This window comes from Streptomyces solicamelliae (assembly GCF_045348655.1).
Lineage (GTDB): Bacteria > Actinomycetota > Actinomycetes > Streptomycetales > Streptomycetaceae > Streptomyces > Streptomyces solicamelliae.
In genome coordinates this window covers 5,585,910-5,603,854 of sequence record NZ_CP160404.1, presented here as the reverse complement: position 1 = coordinate 5,603,854, position 17,945 = coordinate 5,585,910, and the positions used below count along the sequence as shown (strand labels likewise).

Sequence of the window (17,945 nt, the reverse complement as noted above, 5' to 3'; positions counted from 1 at the left end):
AGATGACAACGACGGCAATCGTTCTCTAAGTGAACGCAGGCTGGGCAGCACGCCCGGCCGTCGGCGCAGCCCCCGGCAACGCACTCTCCAACAGGGTCGAATCGCCCATTTCACTCAGCACCAGGGCCAGCGCGCCCAGGACTTCGGCGCGCTGCCCGAGGGCCCCGGGAGCCACCGAGAGCTGCCGGGCGGCACTGGGGATCGCGTACCGCGAGACGGAGTCCCTGATGGGCCCCAGGACCAGCTCACCGGCCTCCGCGAGGTCGCCGCCGAGCACCACCCGGCTGGGGTTCAGCAGATTGCAGAGGTTGGCGACACCGCTGCCGATGTGCCGGCCGACGTCGCCGACCACGCGCCGGCAGCCCGGGTCGCCCTCGCGGGCCAGCTGCACGACCCGTTCCATCGTCAGGTCCGGGCCGTGGCTGGACTGGAGCAGCGGCAGCACGTACCGGGCGGCCGTGAAGGTCTCCAGGCAGCCCCGGTTGCCGCAGCGGCAGACGGGGCCGGACTCGTCCAGGGTGATGTGGCCGATCTCGCCGGCGGTGCCGCCGGGGCCCCGGTAGACCCGGCCGTCGATCACCAGGCCGGCGCCGACACCGCTGGCCACCTTGATGTACGCGAGGTCCTTCACCCCCCGCCCGCTCCCCCACACCAGCTCGCCGAGCGCGCCGAGGTTGGCGTCGTTGTCGACGTGCACGGGCACGCCGAGCCGGCCGGAGAGCTCCTCGGCCGGGTTGATGCCGCTCCAGCCCGGCAGGATCGAGGTGGAGCCGAGGGTGCCGGAGGACAGGTCGATCGGACCGGGCACACCGAGGCCCACCCCGACGACCTTGTCCGGGCCGATCCCGGTGCTCGCGATCAGCCGGGTGACCAGGCGTTCCGCCCGGTCGAAGCCCTCCGCGGAGGAGGCGTCGACGTCCAGCGGCTCGGACTCCTCGGCGAGCACCTGGTGGGCGAGGTTGCCGACGGCGACCCGCAGATGGGTGTGGCCGAAGTCGACGCCGATGACGATGCCGGCGTCGCCGGAGAGGGAGACACTGCGGGCCCGGCGGCCGCCGGCGGAGGTCGGGGTGACCTCGACGGTGCCGCCGTCCTTCAGTTCTCGCACGATGTTGGAGACCGTGGCGGCGGACAGGCCGGTGGCCCGGGCGATCTCCGCCTGGGTCAGGGATCCGGCCATGCGTACCGCACGGACGACGCGTTCGAGGTTGGCCCTGTGCAGAGACGTCTGCGACCCGGGAGTCTCCATCGACTCACTCACTCCTGCCGTTTTCTCCAACATGTGAACTCTAAGTCGACGCTTTGGCCTCCGTCCCCGTCAAGACCTGGTGGGGGTGGTGTACACAGACGCAACCGAGCCCCGGCGGTCCGTGGGACCGCCGGGGCTCGGTGCGTAGAGCGTTTTCGGCCTTATTTCAGCGTGGCGGAGGTGAGTCCGGCCTGGACCTGGCGCTGGAAGGAGAGGTACACCACCAGCATCGGGATCATGGCGATCGTCACACCGGCGAAGAGCACCGGCAGGTCGGTCTCGTAGCCCTGCTGCTGCTGGAGCTGGATCAGGCCCTGGGTGAGCACGTACCGCTCGGGGTCGTCGCCGCTCTGCGGCTGCATGAGCACGGTCGGCAGCACGAACTGGTTCCACTGGCCGAGCGTGTTGAAGATCCCGACGCTGAGCAGTCCGGGCTTGGCCATCGGCATCATGACCTGGAAGAAGGTCCGGGTGTGCGAGGCCCCGTCGAGCACCGCCGCCTCGAAGACCGCCGTGGGCAGGGTCCGGAAGAAGGCGTGCATGAAGAACACGGTGAACGGCATCGAGTAGGCGACGTAGACCAGGATCAGCCCCTGGTACGTGTTGAGCATCCCGAGCAGCTTCACCATGAAGAAGAGCGGGACGAGCGCCAGGAACACCGGGAACATCGCGCCGGCCACGAAGAAGTAGTACAGGAGGCGGTTGCCCCAGAACTGGTAGCGGGCCAGCACGTACGCGGCCATGGAGCCGAAGAGCATCGTCAGCGGCACGGAGAACACCAGGACGATCACGGTGTTCAGGAAGTAGTCGCCGATGCCCTTGTCCCAGGCTCGGCCGAAGACGTCGAAGGTCCAGTTCTGCGGCCAGCCGAAGGCGGAGCCGGCGATCTGGGAATCGGTCTTGAAGGAGCTGAGCACCAGCCACAGCAGCGGCAGGACGATCATCAGCGCCCACAGGGCGAGGAAGCCGTGCGAGAAGACGTTCAGGACGACGCCCTCGGTCTTCGGGCCGCCCGAGCCGTCCTTGCGGACCGCGCGCTGCTTCGGGATCGTGCCGCCGCCCGAGGCGGTCTCTTTGGTGATTGCGTTCATCGTGGCTCTCCCGCTCAGAACTCGATGCGCTCGCGGCGGCTGGCGCGCAGCGTGACCGCGGACAGGATCAGGGTGAGCAGGAGCATGATCACGCCCATGGCGCAGGCGTAGCCGCTCTTGCCGTAAATCAGGAAGTTGCGCATCAGAACGGTCGACATGGTCTCGCTGGCGTGGTCGGGGCCGCCACCGAACTCACCGCCGGGCCCCGTCATCGTGGAGACCAGGATGAACATGTCCATCGCGACGATGCCGAGGTAGACCCAGGCGGTCTGCACCGAGTCCCACAGCAGCGGCAGCGTGATCTTGAAGAAGGACTGGGCGCGGCCGGCGCCGTCGATCAGCGCGGCCTCGTAGATGTCCCGCGGAATGGACTGCATGGCGGCCGAGAACAGCACCAGATAGAAGCCGACGCCGTGCCAGACGACGACCGCGATCAGCGCCCAGAGCACGAAGTTCGGCTCGTTGAGCCATTCGACCGGCTTGCCCGCGTCGACCAGTCCGAGTTTCTCCAGGAGACCGTTGAGCATGCCGCCGGTGTCGCTGCGGTACACGGCACCGAAGAGCACCGAGAGAATCGCCAGCGAGAGCACCTGCGGGAAGAAGTAGACGATTTTGTAGAAGCCGGCCCCGGTGACGCCGGAGACACCGCCGGCCCGGCTCCGGCCGCCCGCGTTCACCATGAAGGCGAAGAACAGCGCGAGCAGGATGGTGAGCACCGGGATGAACACCAGGAACAGGATGTTGTGCCAGATGGCCCTGAGGAAGATGTCGTCCTTGAACAGCGCGACGTAATTGTCGAGGCCGACGAACGAGAATTCCTGGGACTGCCCCTTCCAGTCGGTCAGCGAGTAGCCGAAGGTCTGGATGTACGGCCAGATGACGAAGACCAGATAGAGCGCCACGGGGACGAAGAGAAATCCCGCGACGAACTGGTACTGCCCTTTGCGCATGGCGTTCCTGCTCCTGGTGTTCCCGGCGGATGCTGCGGTCGGCGCGCGATCAGTCGCGGCGGTTCTTCTTGGACGCCGGGTCCTTGGCCGCCTTGTCGACCGCGGCCTGTGCCCGCTTCAGCCATTCCGCGGGCTGGATGCGCTTGGCCATCAGCTCGTTGGACGCGTTCTGGATGGCGGTGTCCATCTCGCTGTACCACTCGGTGTAGAGGAACCGGAAGGTGTTGGTGCCGGCCTTCTTGGCGACCTCGACGGTGGACTGGGTGCCGGGGCGCAGCTTGACGCTCGGGTCCACGCCGTCCTGCAGGATGGTGAGGGAGTTGGCCTCCTTGGCGAACGACGTCGACCATTCCTTGGACAGCATCATCCGCATGAACTCCTTCGCCTCGGCGAGGTTCTTGGCCTTGGCGGGGATGATGAACGGCTCGCCGGAGCCGGCGCGGATCGCCTCGTAGGGCATCGTGCTGCCGGGCAGCAGCGGCATCGGCATGAACTTCATGTCGAAGTCGGCCGGGGTCTGCTTGAGCTGCTCGTTCTCCAGCCAGGAGCCGGAGGTGATGAAGACGGCCTTGTACTGGTTCCACCGGGTCTGGGACTCGGTGTGGGTCAGGCCGTTGGTGCCGGGCATCAGATAGCCCTTCTCCACGACCTCGTAGATCGCCTCGACCGCGGCCTTGGCGGCGTCGGAGCCGACGAACGCCTTGGGGTCGAGGTTGTCGATCGCCTTCATGGCCTCCAGACCGCCCTTCTTGGCGATCAGGTCCATGATGGCGACGTTGATGTAGTACGGGTGCTTGCCCTGGTGGGCGAGACCGCCGATGCCCTGCGAGGTGGCGTCCTTGCAGATGGCGAGGAACTCGTCCCAGGTCTTGGGCTCGGTCCAGCCCTTCTCCTTGAAGAGCTTGCCGGAGTACCACAGGCCCCACACCGTGTAGATGTAGTTGAGGGCGACGACCTTGCCCTCCTGCAGACCCGGGTCGATGGTGCCGGGGATGAGGGTGTCGCGGACCTTCTTGGACGGGTCGTCGACCGACGGCGCGTCGAGGACCTCGGCGAGGTCGAGAAGCTGCCCGTTCTTGTGCAGCACGTCGATCTTGATCTTCTGGGCGCCGGAGTTGTCGACGAGGTCCGGCGGGTTGCCGGCGTTGAAGCGCGGCTGGAGCTTGCCGGTGATCTCCTGGGTGCCGGTGTGGGTGGCGGTGACGCCCCACTTCTTGTTGAAGGCGGCTTCCCAGACCTTGGCGTACTCGTCGCCGTATCCGCCCTTGAAGATCACGACATCGATCTTGCCGCCCTTGGCCACGCCGAACGGATTGTCCTTGGACGTCTGCCCCTTGGGCTTCTTGTCCTCCGAGCTGTCGCCACCACTGGAGGCGCAGGCGGACAGGAAGCTCATCGTCGGTACCGAGATCAGACCGAGTGCGACGGAACGCTTGATCAGATCGCGGCGGCCGAGGCCCTCATTGGTGTGGGCGGAGGTGGATCCCATGCTCAAGTCCTCGCCTTCGTCAGGACTCAGGCGGTGTACCGGTCGCCCGTACTGCTCGCCTGAGGCGAAGGGCCCCGCCACCGCGGTCTATTGCAGCTGGGTTCGTGCAGTCGTGCGGTCGTGCGGTCATGCGGTCGCTCTGCCGTCGTACTGCCGCCGTGTGCGGTACGACGGGTCGGACGCGACAGGTATAGTCCACTTCCCGCCAGGAGAGCAAGATCGAAAGCAAGGTTGGTCGGCGGTCTTTCCCGAGTTGAGACCTCCCGGCAATTCCTGACGGTTCATCACGCACGGCCCCGGTGAACTCCTCCGCGCCGGCTACCGGAGAAAGGCGTGCACCTCCCGTTCCCGCCCCAGGGTCGTCCTCGCGCCGTGACCGGGCAGGACGACGGTGGTGTCGTCCAGCGGCGCGCAGGCCCTCGCCAGACCCGCCCGCAGCCGGCTCGCGCTGCCGCCGGGGCCGTCGGTCCGGCCGAGCGCCCCCGCGAGCAGCGCGTCGCCGCTGAGCAGCAGCGGCACGTCGGCCTCGCAGTGCAGGACGACGGAGCCGGGGGTGTGCCCGGCCACGTGGACGGTGTGCAGGGTCAGTCCGGCGAGGTGCAGGACACCCCGGTCGGGCGCGAAGGGCCGTACGTCCGCGGGCTCCTCGTTCGGGTGCCCGGCGAGCAGCTCCGGCGGGAAGTCCGCGGGCAGCCCGGCGGCCGGCGCCCCGAGCATGAACCGGTCCTCGGGGTGGATGTACACCGGCACGCCGTGGCGCCGGGCGACGGGGACCACGTCCCAGGTGTGGTCCATGTGCCCGTGGGTGACGAGGACCGCCTCGGGGACGAGACGGTGCTCGGTGACGAGTTCGGCGATCCGCCCGGCGGACCGCTGCCCGGGGTCGACGATCACGCAGCCCGCCCCCGCTCGGGGGGCGAGCAGGTACGCGTGGGTCCCGAACGACCCCGCGGGGAATCCGAGGACGAGCACGGCGCGCGCCTCAGTACCGGGTGCCGGTGACGGCGGGGAGGTCGGCGAGCTCGGCGAGGTCCTCCGCGGTGAGCGTCAGCGCCTGCGCGGCCGCGTTCTCCGCGACGTACCTCGGCGTCTTGGTACCGGGGAGGGCGACGACCCGCTCGCCCTGGGCGAGCACCCAGGCGATCGACACCTGCGCGGCGGTGACCCCGCGCCGCTCGGCGACCTTGCGGACCGGGTCGACGACGGCCTGGTTGGCGGCCAGGGCCTCCGGCGTGAAGCGCGGGATGAAGTGCCGGCCGTCCACCTCGGGAAGGTCCTGCGAGGTGCGGTAGCGCCCCGAGAGGAAGCCCCGGCCGAGCGGCGCGTACGCGACGAAGGTGATGCCCTCGCGGGTGCAGTGCTGCAGGACGCCGTCGGCGAGCGGCTCCCGGCTCCACAGCGACAGCTCGCTCTGGACGCTCGCCACCGGGTGCACGGCGCTCGCGCGCCGGATCTCCTCGACGGTGGCCTCGGAGAGGCCGAGCGCGCGGACCTTGCCCTCGGCGACGAGCTCGGCCATCGCGCCCCAGCTCTCCTCCACGGGGACCTCGGTGTCCACGCGGTGCAGCTGGTACAGGTCGACGTGGTCGACGCCGAGCCGCCGCAGGCTCGCCTCGCAGGCGGCACGGAGGTGCTCGGGCCGGCCGTCGCGGTGGGCGCGGAAGGTGGCCGGGTCGTCCACGACGAGCCCGCCCTTGGTGGCGAGGACCAGCTCGTCGCGCCGGCCCGCGATCGCGCGGCCGACGAGCTCCTCGTTGGTGAAGGGGCCGTACTGGTCGGCGGTGTCGATCAGGGTGCAGCCGAGGTCGAGGGCGCGGTGCACCGTCTCGATCGAGGTCCGCTCGTCGCGGCCGCGCTCGTCGTACCCCCAGGACATCCCCATGCAGCCCAGCCCGATCACGCCGATCTCCGTCGTCGTGTCACGCCCAAGTGTCGCCGTACGCATGCCAGTTCCTCCCGTTCGAGTGGCAAGTGCCAGAACTCTAACCTATGACAGACCCCTGTTACATCGGTGATTGATGCGTCAGGGTGGCCGTAGCCTGCTGAGGACAGGAACTCCGGGGAAGGACGGCGAGGGACGATGGCCGACTCACACAGGGACGCCATGAGCGGAGACGCCGTGAGCGCGGTGGCCGCGGGCCGGATCGGGCACACCCTCAAGCGCGCCGAACAGGCGCTGATCGGCCGGAAGACGCAGGTGCTGCGCGCGTACGGCCTGACCGTGCCGCAGTACGCGGCCCTGCTGCTGCTCGCGCACTCGGACGGCATGTCGGCCGCTCAACTCGCCCGCGAGTGCATGGTCACGCCGCAGACGATGTCGACGGTCCTGACCAATCTGGAGAAGGGCGGCCTGATCGAACGGCACTCCTCGCCGCTGCACCAGAAGGTCCAGGTGGCCCGCGCGACCGACGAGGGACGGGCGGTGCTGCGGAAGGCGGACGAGGCGGCGCTGCGGGTGGAGGGCGCGCTGGCGGAGGCGTACACGCCGGAGGAACGGGCGGCGTTCGAGGCGTACTTGGAGCGCGCGATCATAGTGCTGGACGACCTGGGCTGAGAGGTCGCCGGACCGGCTCGCGAACGGCACGAGGGCCGCACCCCCGGAACCGGGTATGCGGCCCTCGTGACCGACTGTCGCCTGATGCGTCAGCCGCGGACCAGGTTGCGCAGCACGTGCTGCGACGTGCTCCCGCTGCACGGTAGTTCTGCAGGATCTCGAGGACGCCGGCGTGGTCCGGATCCCGCGACTCTCCCCGCGGCGGCACGCTACCTGCCACTCGGGTGTGGAAGCATGCCGGCCATGTCCACCGATCCCATAGACGCGGCCGCTGTGGCACACACGGCCCGCCTCGTTGCCACGGTCCCCACCCCCCTCGGCGCCGCGGACGCCGACGCTCCGCGCATCCAGCACTGGCCCGGCCACAGGCTGCTCGTCCAGCGCGGGGACGACGAGCTCGCCGTGGTCGGGCTCGGCCCCACAGGGCAGGAGCACGGCGCCGAGTTCCGCTTCCCCGCCCCCTGGCCTCGGCCCTTCGGCGATGTCACCGTCTCTCCCACCGGCGACCTCGCCGTGTTCAGCGGCGTGCACGCCGTACGGGCCGTGGACCGGACAGGCAAGGTCCACTGGGAGCTCCCGCACGGGTGCTGGTCCGCCGCCAAGTGCACGGCGCCCGAAGCCTCGTTCGAGGAGTACGCGGACGACCCGCGGCATCGGCGCGCAGACCGCGGTTCCGCCGCGTTCAGCCCGGACGGCACGCTGGTGTGGGCCCACGTGCGGCACGCACAGGACTGGCCGCACGAGGAGTGGCTGGTCCTCGACGCGGCCGACGGGTCGGTGCTCGGCCGGACCAGGACCTCGACCGTGGGTTCGGCGTCCGCCCACTTCCCGCATCCCGACGGCTCGTACATGGGACTGACCGTCGGTGAGGGGCATGAGGACTCCCCTTCCCTGTGGGGGCATTGGGACGGTACCGACCTGAGCTTCGAACGCATCGAAGGGGTACTGCTGCAGGACGTCAGTCCGTCCGGTGGGCAGTTCCTGTGTACGGATCCCGGCCAGTGGGCGCTGTATCTGCACGAGTCACCCGGCGCGCGGGAAGCCGGACGCCTCAACGCCAGGGATGTCGTGCCACCCGCGCCGGGGGAGGACATGGCGCGCTGGGACTACGAGGGCGCCTACCCCTACGAGGACGGCGCCGTCGTCAGCACCGATGGGGACACCGCCGAGCCCCGTCACTGGCTCGTGGACCCGGGCACACTCGCGCTCCGCGGGCGGATCGTCTACTCCCTGCCGGTCTCGGGCGGCCCGTTGCCGGCCGGGCCCGGCCTGTGGGCCACCCTCGCCGAGGACCGTACGGCCGTGCACCTGTGGAGTCTGGCCGACGCGAGCTGAGCTCGTCCCGTGACGCGAACGCCCGGCCGGGGAAGCTCCCCGGCCGGGCGTCCTGCTTGCGTGTCCGGCGGCGCCACTGGAGGTGGCGCCGGTGTTGCCTAGCGCCTCATGCGCCAGAACGTCCGGAAGTCGGTCTTGTCGGACGCTCCGCCGAACACCTCACCGTCGAGCTTCATCTTGCTCTGCTCGACGAGTGGTGCGCAGATGTCGGAGCACACGTTCTTCGACGTGCCGCCGTACAGCACCTCGTAGTCCGGGTTCTCCTCGAGCCACCTGAACACCGATTCCTCGGCGTGCTCGTAGGCGGGATTGCCCTTCTTGGTCACACGTCCGGGCACCAGGTTGCCGGGCACGAACGACTCGCCGTCGGAGAGCTGCAGAAGGTCGCCCTTCTGACCGGAGCTCATGCCCACCTTCTCGATGATGTCCTTGGTGCCCTTCTTCCGGACCCCGATGACCGCGACGGTCGTCATGGACTCCTTGAAGAAGTGGAGCTGACCGGCGAGTTCCTGGGCGCGCTGCTGCGCCCTGACCGCCTCGTCCTTGTAGCCACAGTTGTGGACCAGGACCGCGGCGGCACCCGACCCCACGTAGTACGTGTGGACGCCCTCGACCGACAGGTTGTAGACCCTGGCCGAGCGGTGGGCGGTGTCGACCGCACTGATCTGGACCCAGGTACCGGCCGAGGTCTGCAGCCACATACCGGACTTGAGGTCCTTGGCCGGGACCCACCTGCCGAAGTCCGGCAGCCAGTACAGGTGCGCGGCCGTCGAGGTCAGCTTGAGCGCCTTGCCCTTGCCGCCGGAGTCGACGGTCAGGGTGACGAGGTCCTTGGCGCCCTCGTGATCACGCGTCCCGGTGACCTCCCGGGCCCGGGTGTCCCCGGTCTCCGGGTCGGTGGCCACGACCAGGTCGCCGACCTCCAGCTTCTCGATGGCCCGGGTGGTGCCGTCCGCGAGGACGACCTGGGTGCCCGGCAGGAAGCTGTTCACCTTGCAGGTGGACGCCTGCGGACTGTCCGGCGACTTCGTCGTCGGGGCGTCCACGCCGTCCGCCTTGCGGGCGTCGCCCGCGGCGTTCGCCGCGTCACCGGCGTTGTCCACCGTCTTGCGCACGTCGTTGGCGGAGTCCACCGCCTCGACACCCTTCTCGACGTAGCGGCCGGCCTTGACGGCGGTTGCCGCGTACCCCGCGAGCGGGATCGCCGAGGTCATCGACAGCGCGGCGTCGACATAGTTGCCCTCGGCGGCGTACCAGATGCCGTTGGCGACGTCGGCGACCTCACCGACGACGGGGATCAGGCCGACCACGTCGAGCGTGGCATGGCCGATGTCCGAGAGCGACAGACCGAACAGGTGCCCGTCGAGCTCGACGAAACTGATCGGGTTGCCGCCGGCGAACGCGTACCGGTTGCCGGTGAACGGGTCGGTGGCCAGGGACATGTCGGCCAGAGCTCCACCGTACGAGTCCCGGGTGAGGAAGCGGTTCAGCCCCGGGTCGTAGTTGCGGAAGCCCATGTCGTACGTGCCCGAGGCACCGTCCCAGCGCGAGGAGTTGAAGCGGAACGCGTTGTAGTCGCTCTTGCCCTCGGTGCCGCTGCCCGGCTTGTCCGCACCGGTCATCTGGGACGAGTCGTCCGAACCGTAGGCCGTGTAGCCGTACGTGGAACGGGTCTTGCCGTCCTCCTTCGTGATCGCCTCGACGTCGCCGCGCGGACTCGTGACGTACTGCGAGACCTCCTTGCTGCCGTCGTCCTTGTGCTTGATCTGCGTGGCGCGCTGACCACCGGCTATGTACTGGTAGTCCTTGTCCGCCTTGCCGTCGACCGTCTCGCGCAGCAGCGTCTTGTCCATGGCGAGATAGGTGAACGCCGTGGTCTTGCCCTGGTCGCCCGAGGTGGTCTGGGAGACCGTCCGGTCGAACGGGTCGTAGACGTACGAGGTGGTCACCGCGGTGGCGCCCACGCCCTGCCGGGCCTTCGCCTCACGGTCGAAACCGTCGTAGTAGTGCTTCTCGACGGTCTGACCGCCGGTGCTGACGGTGTCGAGCCGGCCCAGCGGGTCGTAGTTGTAGGTGGACGTGACCCCGCCCGAACTCGCCGACAACAGGCGGTTGCGGTCGTAGCGCTGGGTCGTGGTGACGTTGTCCACCGTCTGCTCGACGATGTTGCTGTTGCGGTCGTAGCGGTAGGACTCGGTGGACGCGTCGTCGCCGCTCTTGGTGACCTTGGTGATGCGGTCCTGCGGGTCGTAGTCGAAGGTGTACGTGTTGTTGATGTAGGCCGCGTTGTCATCGGCGTTCATCAGCTTCAGGACGTCCTTGGAGCGGTGCCCGTTGGGCGAGTACTCCAGGTCGTGCTGCGCCACCACGGCGCCGCCCGAGGTCTTCTCGAGCGACTGCTCCACCGACCCGTCCGGGTAGTAGCGCATATCGAGCGTGTTGCCGTTGGGCTTGGTCTGCTTCAGGAGCTGGCCGCGCCCGGTGTAGGTCATCGTGGTGATCTGCTGATCGCCCGCGGTGGGCGAATCGGCGTTGGTCACCTTCTTGACCATGTCGCGCTCGTCGTACTCGATCTTCGTCCAGGTCAGATCGTGCGTGGACGTGACGGGGTTGCCGTTCTCGTCGTAGGTCAGCGAGGTGGTGTTCTTCACCGTGCCGCCCGCGGACTCCTCCACCTTGGTGATGTGGTTGAGGCCGTCGTACGAGATCTTGTACGTGTCGATCTTCGCGCCCGGCGAGAGGTCACGGACCTCGGTCATGTTGCCGTTCGCGTTGTAGCTGTAGGTGAAGTCCTTCTTCTCGTTGTCCGTTTCACCGGAATTCGAGCGGACCAGCTTCACCGCGTCCGCGAGCACCGTGCCGTTGGCGGCGTCGGTCAGCGTGACCTTCTGCGGACCGTCCTCCACGAACGCGTAGGACCCGAGGGAGACCCACGCGCCGGTGTTCGCGGTCTGGTCGACGGTCTTGGTGGCGCTGCCGCCGTCGTGGTCGACCTTGAACTTGGCGTCCGAGGCGGCACCCGTCAGCTTCGGGTAGCGGACGAACACCTCGTAGGTGCCGTTCTGCGGGACGTTCAACTGCCAGGACAGCGACGAGGTGCCGGTACCCGCGGGGTGCGAGTACGTGTCGTAGCCGTACTGCTGCTCGGCCTGCGTCCGCGACCAGTTGCCCTGGGTCGCGGTGTTGTTGAAGTCCGAGCTGTCCACCAGGACGACCTGGTTACCGACCGGCACACCGTCGTCCGAGCGGGCCTTCTTGTTGCCCGACGGGTAGTAGTCCCACGTCATGGTGCGCTGCTGGGAGCCGCCCGCCGAGGTCAGCGTGTTCTTCGTCTGCTGGCCCAGCTTGTTGTACTCGTAGGCCGTGGTGATGTCCCACGGGTCCTTGGCCGTACGTGTCCAGCCGTTGTCGAAGTACGTGTACTCGGTGACGTTGCGGACCGTCTGGCCGTCCGACGGGGGAGCCGAGACCGACTGCAGGTTGCCGACGGAGTCGTACGCGTAGAACACCGAGTCCGGTGAGGAGTAGACCGCTTCGTCCTTGTCGTAGGGCGAGCGCTCCTCCTTGACCCGGTTCAGCTCGTCGTAGACCGTCTCCGACATGAAGTCCGCGTCGTCGTCACCGGTGGCGACACCGCGCGGGGTGGTGGTCTTCGTACGGTTGCCGACCTGGTCGTACGCGTACTTGGTCGTGCGGTAGGTGATGCTGCCGGAGGTGTCCTTCTTGACCGGCACCTTGGACTCCACGAGCGCGCCGCGTTCGTCGTACGTCGCGAGCGACTCGTTGCCCTCCGCGTCGGTCTGCGCGATCTGGAGGCCGTCCTTGTCGTAGCGGACCGAGGTGGCCCACTCCAGGGCGTCGACCGTGCGCTTGACCCGGTGGTTCAGGTCGTATTCGTAGCGCGTGGTGTAGTCGTCGGCGTTCGCGGTGGCGTTCTTGCGCGCGTCCACGACCTTGACGACGTTGCCGACGTTGTCGTACTCCACCGTCGCCTTGTTGCCCTCGGCGTCCACCATCTCGATCGGCTGGTAGATCGCGTCGAACTTGGTGGTGGCGGTGTAGTCGCCCTCGGTCGCCGTCAGGTTGCCCTGTGCGCCGGTACCGGAGACGAGGTTGCCGACCTTGTCGTAGACGGAGGTGGACTTGCGCACCGGACCGCCGGGCTCGTCGGACGGCTTGACCGACTCGATCCGCTGGTCCGCCTTGTCGAACACCGCCGTGGTCTCGGTCCCGTTGGGGGCGAAGGCCTTGGTGACGTTGTCGTTGGCGTCATAGACCGGCTGCGGCGTGACGATGAACTCGCCTGCCTGATGGTCCTTGGGCTCGCGCTTCTCCAGCGGCCTGCCGAACGCGTCATAGGCCTGGGTGACCTCGGCGCCCTGGGCGTTGGTCACCTTGGTGACGTTGCCTCGCACGTCGTAGACGAAGTGCGAGGGGTTGCCGGCCGCGTCCGTGATGGTCTTCGGGTAGCCGACCGGCTCGAACTCGCCGTACCGTGTGGCGTGCCCGTTGGCGTCGGTCTCCTTGATGACCTGGCCCAGCGCGTCGTACTCCGTGCGAGAGGTGTAGTCGCCCTCGGTGGCGGATGCGACACCCTTGGGGTCGGTGACCGAGGTCAGGTTGCCCTTGGTGTCATAGCCGAACCGGTAGGTGCGGCCCTCCGGGGACTTCTTCTCGAAGAGGTCCGCGATATGGCCGTCGAGCCCGTAGGAGTAGGTGAGGGTCTGCGCCGCGGTGCCGTTCTTGTTGGCCTCGGCGTCCTTCATTTCCAGCGGATAGCCGGTGCTGGTGTCGTACTTCCACGTGGTGACCGCGCCGTTGGCCTCCTCCAGGCGCGTCACGTTGTTGTCGGTGTCCCAGGCCGTCTTGGTGGTCTCGGACTTGGCGTTGGTCATCTGGGTGGCGCGGCCGTACCCGTCGAGCACGTACTGCGTGTCGCGGTTCTCGGCGTCGGTCACCCGGGTCTCGACGAAGGAGCCCGCGGTGCCGTCCGGGTCGGTGTAGACGTACCCCGTGTCACCGCCGAGACGGTCGCTGATGGTCTGGGTGTTCCAGTGGAACTTCGGGTCGTCGCCCTCGCTCGGGTAGTAGTAGTCCAGCGAGGTCGAGTTGCCGCGGGGGTCGGTGACCGTGACCAGCTTCGCGTTCTTGTTGCCCTGCTCCATGTCGTACGTGAAGCGGAAGACCTTCGGCTGCGCGCTGCCCGCACCGTCGGTGAGGGTGGTGAGCAGGCCCTTGTCCGAGTATGCGAAGGTGACCTTCCGGCCCGAGATGTCGGTCATCGACTTGACGTGGTCGATGATCTTCGGGCTGGTGGTGTCGTCCTTCGTGTAGTACTCGACCGTCAGCGACTGACGCGCGGCAGGGTCCTCGATGTAGGTGAGGAACTTGACCGGCTTGTTGTTCGACTTGCGCTCGGCGTACGTGTACGTCTGCGTGTTGCCGTTCTTGTCGACGATCGACGTCAGGTAGCCGTCGCAGTCGAAGAAGAACTGGGTGCGGTCCGGCCGGGTCAGCGACCAGGCCTTCGGGTCGCCGTCCTTGTCCGGCGTGCAGTCCACGCCGGTGCCCTGCCGCAGCAGGTAGTGCACACCCGCCGGCGCCAGCCACGTCCCGTCCGCCTGCTTGCGGAAGACGTGGGCGGTGCCGTCACCGTCGGGGAGGGTGACCTCGGTCGGGTTCGGGTTGGGGTGGAAGTCCAGCGCGGCGCCGAGACGCAACGGCATCGCGGCCTGAGCCGACCAGCCGTGCCCGAGGACCGTGTCGGAGGTGTCCTGGGAGTTGTACGCGAACCGGGCGAACGTGGAGATGCCCCGGCCCGGGTTGGAGAACGCGTTGTACTGCCAGACGCTGTTGCCCGCGTACAGGTTCGTCATCAACGACGAACCCGCGCCCGTGTTCTTGCCCGCGTACGAGTAGAACTTCTCCAGACCGAGCTGGTTCGACGTCGGGTCCTCGGTGCGGACGTTCTGCGCCAGCGGGGCGATGGACTCCGACTGGGACAGCCAGGTGCCGGTGGTGGTGTTCTTCAGGTCCCACTTCAGCACGTAGTCCAGGCGCTTGTTGCCGGAGTCCGAGTTGATCGGGGCCTTCAGCTTCGCCGGCACGGTGACCGAGTCACCGGGCAGAACCTCCTCCGGCAGCGCCGTCTGCAGCTGGTTGCCGCCGGTGGTGGCGTCGGTGCCGTCCGGGAGCGACCAGGTGTAGGACAGGGCGTGGCTGCCCGCCGCCCAGCTGCTGGTGGTGGTGTTGGTGAGGGTGACGTCGACGGTGTACTCATCGCCCGGGATCACCCGGGACGGCGTGTACGGGGCGTGATAGGTCGCCTCCGTCGACTTCGTCAGGTACGTCACGACCAGCTGGGGGCGCAGCTGCGGCTCCTCGGCCTCGGAGGAGAGGAACAGCGTCCGCTCGCGCGGGCCGCTCGTCGACTCGTCGCGCAGTCTGACGGCGACGCCGTGGTTGCCGGCCGGGTCGGATATCCAGCTCTGGGCCAGCGAGGTGATGTACCAGGACTGCCGTGCCGGGTCGTTGGTGACCGTGCCGACCGTGTCGGCGACGGCGGCGTCCATGTCGCCGCCGGCGGTCGTCCACGAGGTGGTGGAGTTCGCCTTCGTCCAGGACGCGGTCGCCTCGTCGAAGTCGCGCGTCAGACCGTGCGCCTCGTAGATCGCGCCGCTGGAGTCGGTCGCCGTCTGGAAGCCCCACATGTTCAGTTGCGCCTCGAGGACCCGGGCGTTGCCCGGGATCTCGCTGACGCCGGGGAACTTCAGCACGGCACGGCTGTTTCCGTACGTGGCCGAGTTGTTGCCCACCGACAGCCACGGGTGGGCGACACCCGCGTCGGTCAGCGTGTCGTGGCCGGTGGACGGCTGCGCCGAGGAGAGCGTGGTGTCGCTCTGCCCGGACTGCAACACCACCGTGGTGCGGCCTGCCTTGGGCAGACGCACCAGCTCCGTGACAGACGGGAGGATCCGTCCGTCACGGGTCTTCACCGCGACCATGTAGTAGTACGCGTCGCCGAACTCCTCGGCGGAGTCGACCGGGGTCGGCCGGGCCGAGGTGTCCGTGTACGTGTGCGTGTCCTCGGCGACCGGGGAGACCAGCGTCTGCGAGGACGGCGTGAAGTGCTGGAAGACGCTGCGGTGGACCTGGTACTCGGCGATGTCGTCGCCCGGCGAGGTCGACGGGTCGGTGTACGCGGGCCAGCTCAGCTCGGCACCGGTGGAGTGGATGACCTTCGGCGGATTGACGTCGACGCCCTGGTCGCCCCAGGTGAGGACCAGCTTCGGGTAGTTGGCGACCTCGCCCTTGTAGGCGTACTCGGCAGCCTCGTACCGCGGGCCGCCCTTGGGGGCGCTCGCGGACTCGTCGGCGGCCTTCACCACGAAGCCGTGGTTGTCGTAGGTGCCGTCGAGCCACTGCTGGACGGTCTTGGTCACCGGGAAGGAGTGCCAGGTGTTGGCCTCCTGCGGCTGCTTGGTGACCACACCGCCCTGGGTGAAGCGCACCGCGTCCGCGAGGACGGCCGTGGAGGTCGAGGCGGGGCCGTCACCGAGCACGACCCGTCCGGTGGTGCCGGCCTTGAACGGGTGCTTGCCCAGCGGCTTCCAGACGCCCTCGGTGCCTGCCCGCTGGTCGACCTGGTAGGTCTTGGCGCCGCCGTCGTACGTCACCGTGTAGGGAGCGTTGGCGGCGCGGTCGGAGGCCGGGACGTAGTGCACGTCGACCTGGTACTCGCCGTCCTCGGGAAGGCTCGGCCGCCAGGTGTACGTGTCACCCGCCGTGGCGTCCTTGTTGTACCGGTAGTCCTGCCCGATCGCGTACTGGGTGTACGCGGTGTTCCCGGAGGTGGGCCAGGCGCCTTGGGCGGCCGTGGTGCCCGCGTCGCCGTCGTCGACGAGGACCGACGTGCCGGACAGCTCCCCGGTGATGTCCTTGGCACTGTTCCAGGTGGCGCCCGTCTCGGTCCACGCCGTGGTGGCCCGGTGGGCCTCCAGCTGGACCTCGGTGCCGCCGGTGGTGTGCGTCTGGTCGTAGTACAGCTTCAGTTCGGCCGAATCCAACGGCGTGCCGGCGGGTATGCCGGACAGCCCGAACCTCAGCAGCGCACGCGACGTGCCGGTGCTGGTGTTGCCGACCGAGAGGCGCCAGAGGTCCGCGTAGTTGGCGCTCGGGTCGTCCGAGGAGATCATCGTGTCCGCGGACTGCGACGGAGTCGGCGCGATCGTGACGGTCGGGTCGACCGTCACCGGGTACTGGCGCTCCGGCGCCGCCAGCCACTTGGCGTCCGGCTTCAGGCTGATGCCGTACGACCCGTCCTTGCCGGACAGGGTCTGACGGACGGCGTCGGTGCCGGTGGTGCCGTACGCCGAGGCGGCGTCCTTCCTCGCGTCCGTCATGAACGGCGCGGGGATCACCAATGCGGGAGCGCCGACGGGTGAGTTCTCGCCGTACAGCGAGATGGTGCCGTTCTTCTCCGACTTCGCGGTCAGGCCACCAGTGGTGAGCGTGAACTCGAAGGACGGCGTGCCCTTCGGACGCTCGTTGAGGACGATGTCCTCCTTCACACTGCCGTTGCCGACCGTGTAGGAGAGATCGATCCCCTGGCCCAGGGCGTCCTTGTAGGTGACCTTGTTGCCGTCGACCGCCGGCGTCAGCTTTTTGGCACCGGCGTTCTTGAGGCCGATGGCGACCCAGTGGCCCTCGTCGAGCTCGAAGCGGACCAGCTCACCCGGGCGTGAACCGAAGTAGGTGCGGGCGAGGTTGGTGGTGTTCGCCTTCTCGAAGCCCTTGCGGTCGGTGTCCGTGACCGCGGTGTCGATCGGCTTCCACTCGGCGTCCTCGCCCTTGCCCGTCTCGTAGGCGGTGGGCATGGCCGAGACCTCGGACTGGACCCGCCCGTCCGACATGCGCCAGTGACGGGAGAACGGTGTCCGCCGGTCCGTCAGCTCCTTGACGCGCTTGGCCTTCGGCGCGTCCTTCGCCTTGGTGAGCTTGTCACTGGACGGGACGTCGGTGTCGGGGAGTCGGGGCGGACCGGCCGGTTCGGCGTCCCCGTCGGTGAAGAAGTCGCGCAGGCTGTCGGCGAGTCGTTCCGTGTCGGGTGGTGCGGCGAATGCCGGTGTCAGCGGTGCGATGGTCGCGAGGACCGCCAGCGCCGCACTCGAGGCCAAGAGCCTTGCGACCCGTGGTCTGTACATCGGTTTCCCTTCGAAGGAACCAAGGAGCATCTGCCAGACGGCAGTTGTCAGCCGTGATTCCTAACAGGCGGCCC

9 protein-coding genes are annotated in these 17,945 nt (G+C 68.3%); 2 read left to right on the top strand and 7 right to left on the bottom strand.

Annotated elements, in window-relative coordinates; translation table 11 throughout:
- Positions 1-25: 25 nt before the first annotated feature.
- From ABZO31_RS25870 to ABZO31_RS25845, 6 genes are all read right to left on the bottom strand, one after another.
- Positions 26-1,249 carry an ROK family transcriptional regulator gene (locus ABZO31_RS25870; protein ID WP_406863676.1) on the bottom strand — a complete coding sequence of 408 codons (1,224 nt, stop codon included), beginning with the start codon at positions 1,247-1,249 and terminating at the stop codon, positions 26-28.
- 161 nt (positions 1,250-1,410) lie between these two features.
- The gene (locus ABZO31_RS25865) at positions 1,411-2,340 is read right to left on the bottom strand and encodes a carbohydrate ABC transporter permease (protein WP_406863675.1); all 930 of its coding nucleotides are present in this window, start codon (positions 2,338-2,340) and stop codon (positions 1,411-1,413) included.
- A gap of 14 nt (positions 2,341-2,354) precedes the next feature.
- Positions 2,355-3,290 (bottom strand): carbohydrate ABC transporter permease, encoded by a 936-nt coding sequence (locus ABZO31_RS25860; protein ID WP_406863674.1) that lies wholly within the window; start codon positions 3,288-3,290, stop codon positions 2,355-2,357.
- Between the two features lie 49 nt (positions 3,291-3,339).
- Positions 3,340-4,779 carry an N-acetylglucosamine/diacetylchitobiose ABC transporter substrate-binding protein gene (gene ngcE / locus ABZO31_RS25855; protein ID WP_406863673.1) on the bottom strand — a complete coding sequence of 480 codons (1,440 nt, stop codon included), beginning with the start codon at positions 4,777-4,779 and terminating at the stop codon, positions 3,340-3,342.
- Positions 4,780-5,097: 318 nt separating this feature from the next.
- A complete protein-coding gene (locus ABZO31_RS25850) occupies positions 5,098-5,751 on the bottom strand; it encodes an MBL fold metallo-hydrolase (protein ID WP_406863672.1) in 654 nt (217 codons plus the stop codon).
- Between the two features lie 10 nt (positions 5,752-5,761).
- Positions 5,762-6,724, bottom strand: a complete 963-nt coding sequence (locus ABZO31_RS25845) for an aldo/keto reductase (RefSeq protein WP_406863671.1) — start codon at positions 6,722-6,724, stop codon at positions 5,762-5,764.
- Positions 6,725-6,883: 159 nt separating this feature from the next.
- On the opposite strand from ABZO31_RS25845, the gene ABZO31_RS25840 reads away from it, so the two are divergent.
- Both ABZO31_RS25840 and ABZO31_RS25835 read left to right on the top strand, forming a co-directional pair.
- On the top strand, positions 6,884-7,333 hold the full coding sequence (locus tag ABZO31_RS25840; RefSeq protein WP_406863670.1) for a MarR family winged helix-turn-helix transcriptional regulator: 450 nt from the start codon (positions 6,884-6,886) through the stop codon (positions 7,331-7,333).
- 243 nt (positions 7,334-7,576) lie between these two features.
- Entirely contained in the window at positions 7,577-8,668 is a 1,092-nt protein-coding gene (locus tag ABZO31_RS25835) for a hypothetical protein (protein WP_406863669.1), read from the top strand.
- A 98-nt stretch (positions 8,669-8,766) separates the two neighbouring features.
- On the opposite strand, the gene ABZO31_RS25830 is transcribed toward ABZO31_RS25835, so the two are convergent.
- The gene (locus ABZO31_RS25830) at positions 8,767-17,844 is read right to left on the bottom strand and encodes a DNRLRE domain-containing protein (RefSeq protein ID WP_406863668.1); all 9,078 of its coding nucleotides are present in this window, start codon (positions 17,842-17,844) and stop codon (positions 8,767-8,769) included.
- Positions 17,845-17,945 lie beyond the last annotated feature (101 nt).

What these genes read in the sequence shown, in the direction of transcription:
- ngcE (WP_406863673.1), bottom strand. Translation starts at nt 4,779, where the DNA reads ATGGGATCCACCTCCGCCCACACCAATGAGGGCCTCGGCCGCCGCGAT.
- ABZO31_RS25845 (WP_406863671.1), bottom strand. Translation starts at nt 6,724, where the DNA reads ATGCGTACGGCGACACTTGGGCGTGACACGACGACGGAGATCGGCGTG.
- ABZO31_RS25870 (WP_406863676.1), bottom strand. Translation starts at nt 1,249, where the DNA reads ATGGAGACTCCCGGGTCGCAGACGTCTCTGCACAGGGCCAACCTCGAA.
- ABZO31_RS25860 (WP_406863674.1), bottom strand. Translation starts at nt 3,290, where the DNA reads ATGCGCAAAGGGCAGTACCAGTTCGTCGCGGGATTTCTCTTCGTCCCC.
- ABZO31_RS25865 (WP_406863675.1), bottom strand. Translation starts at nt 2,340, where the DNA reads ATGAACGCAATCACCAAAGAGACCGCCTCGGGCGGCGGCACGATCCCG.
- ABZO31_RS25840 (WP_406863670.1), top strand. Translation starts at nt 6,884, where the DNA reads ATGAGCGGAGACGCCGTGAGCGCGGTGGCCGCGGGCCGGATCGGGCAC.
- ABZO31_RS25835 (WP_406863669.1), top strand. Translation starts at nt 7,577, where the DNA reads ATGTCCACCGATCCCATAGACGCGGCCGCTGTGGCACACACGGCCCGC.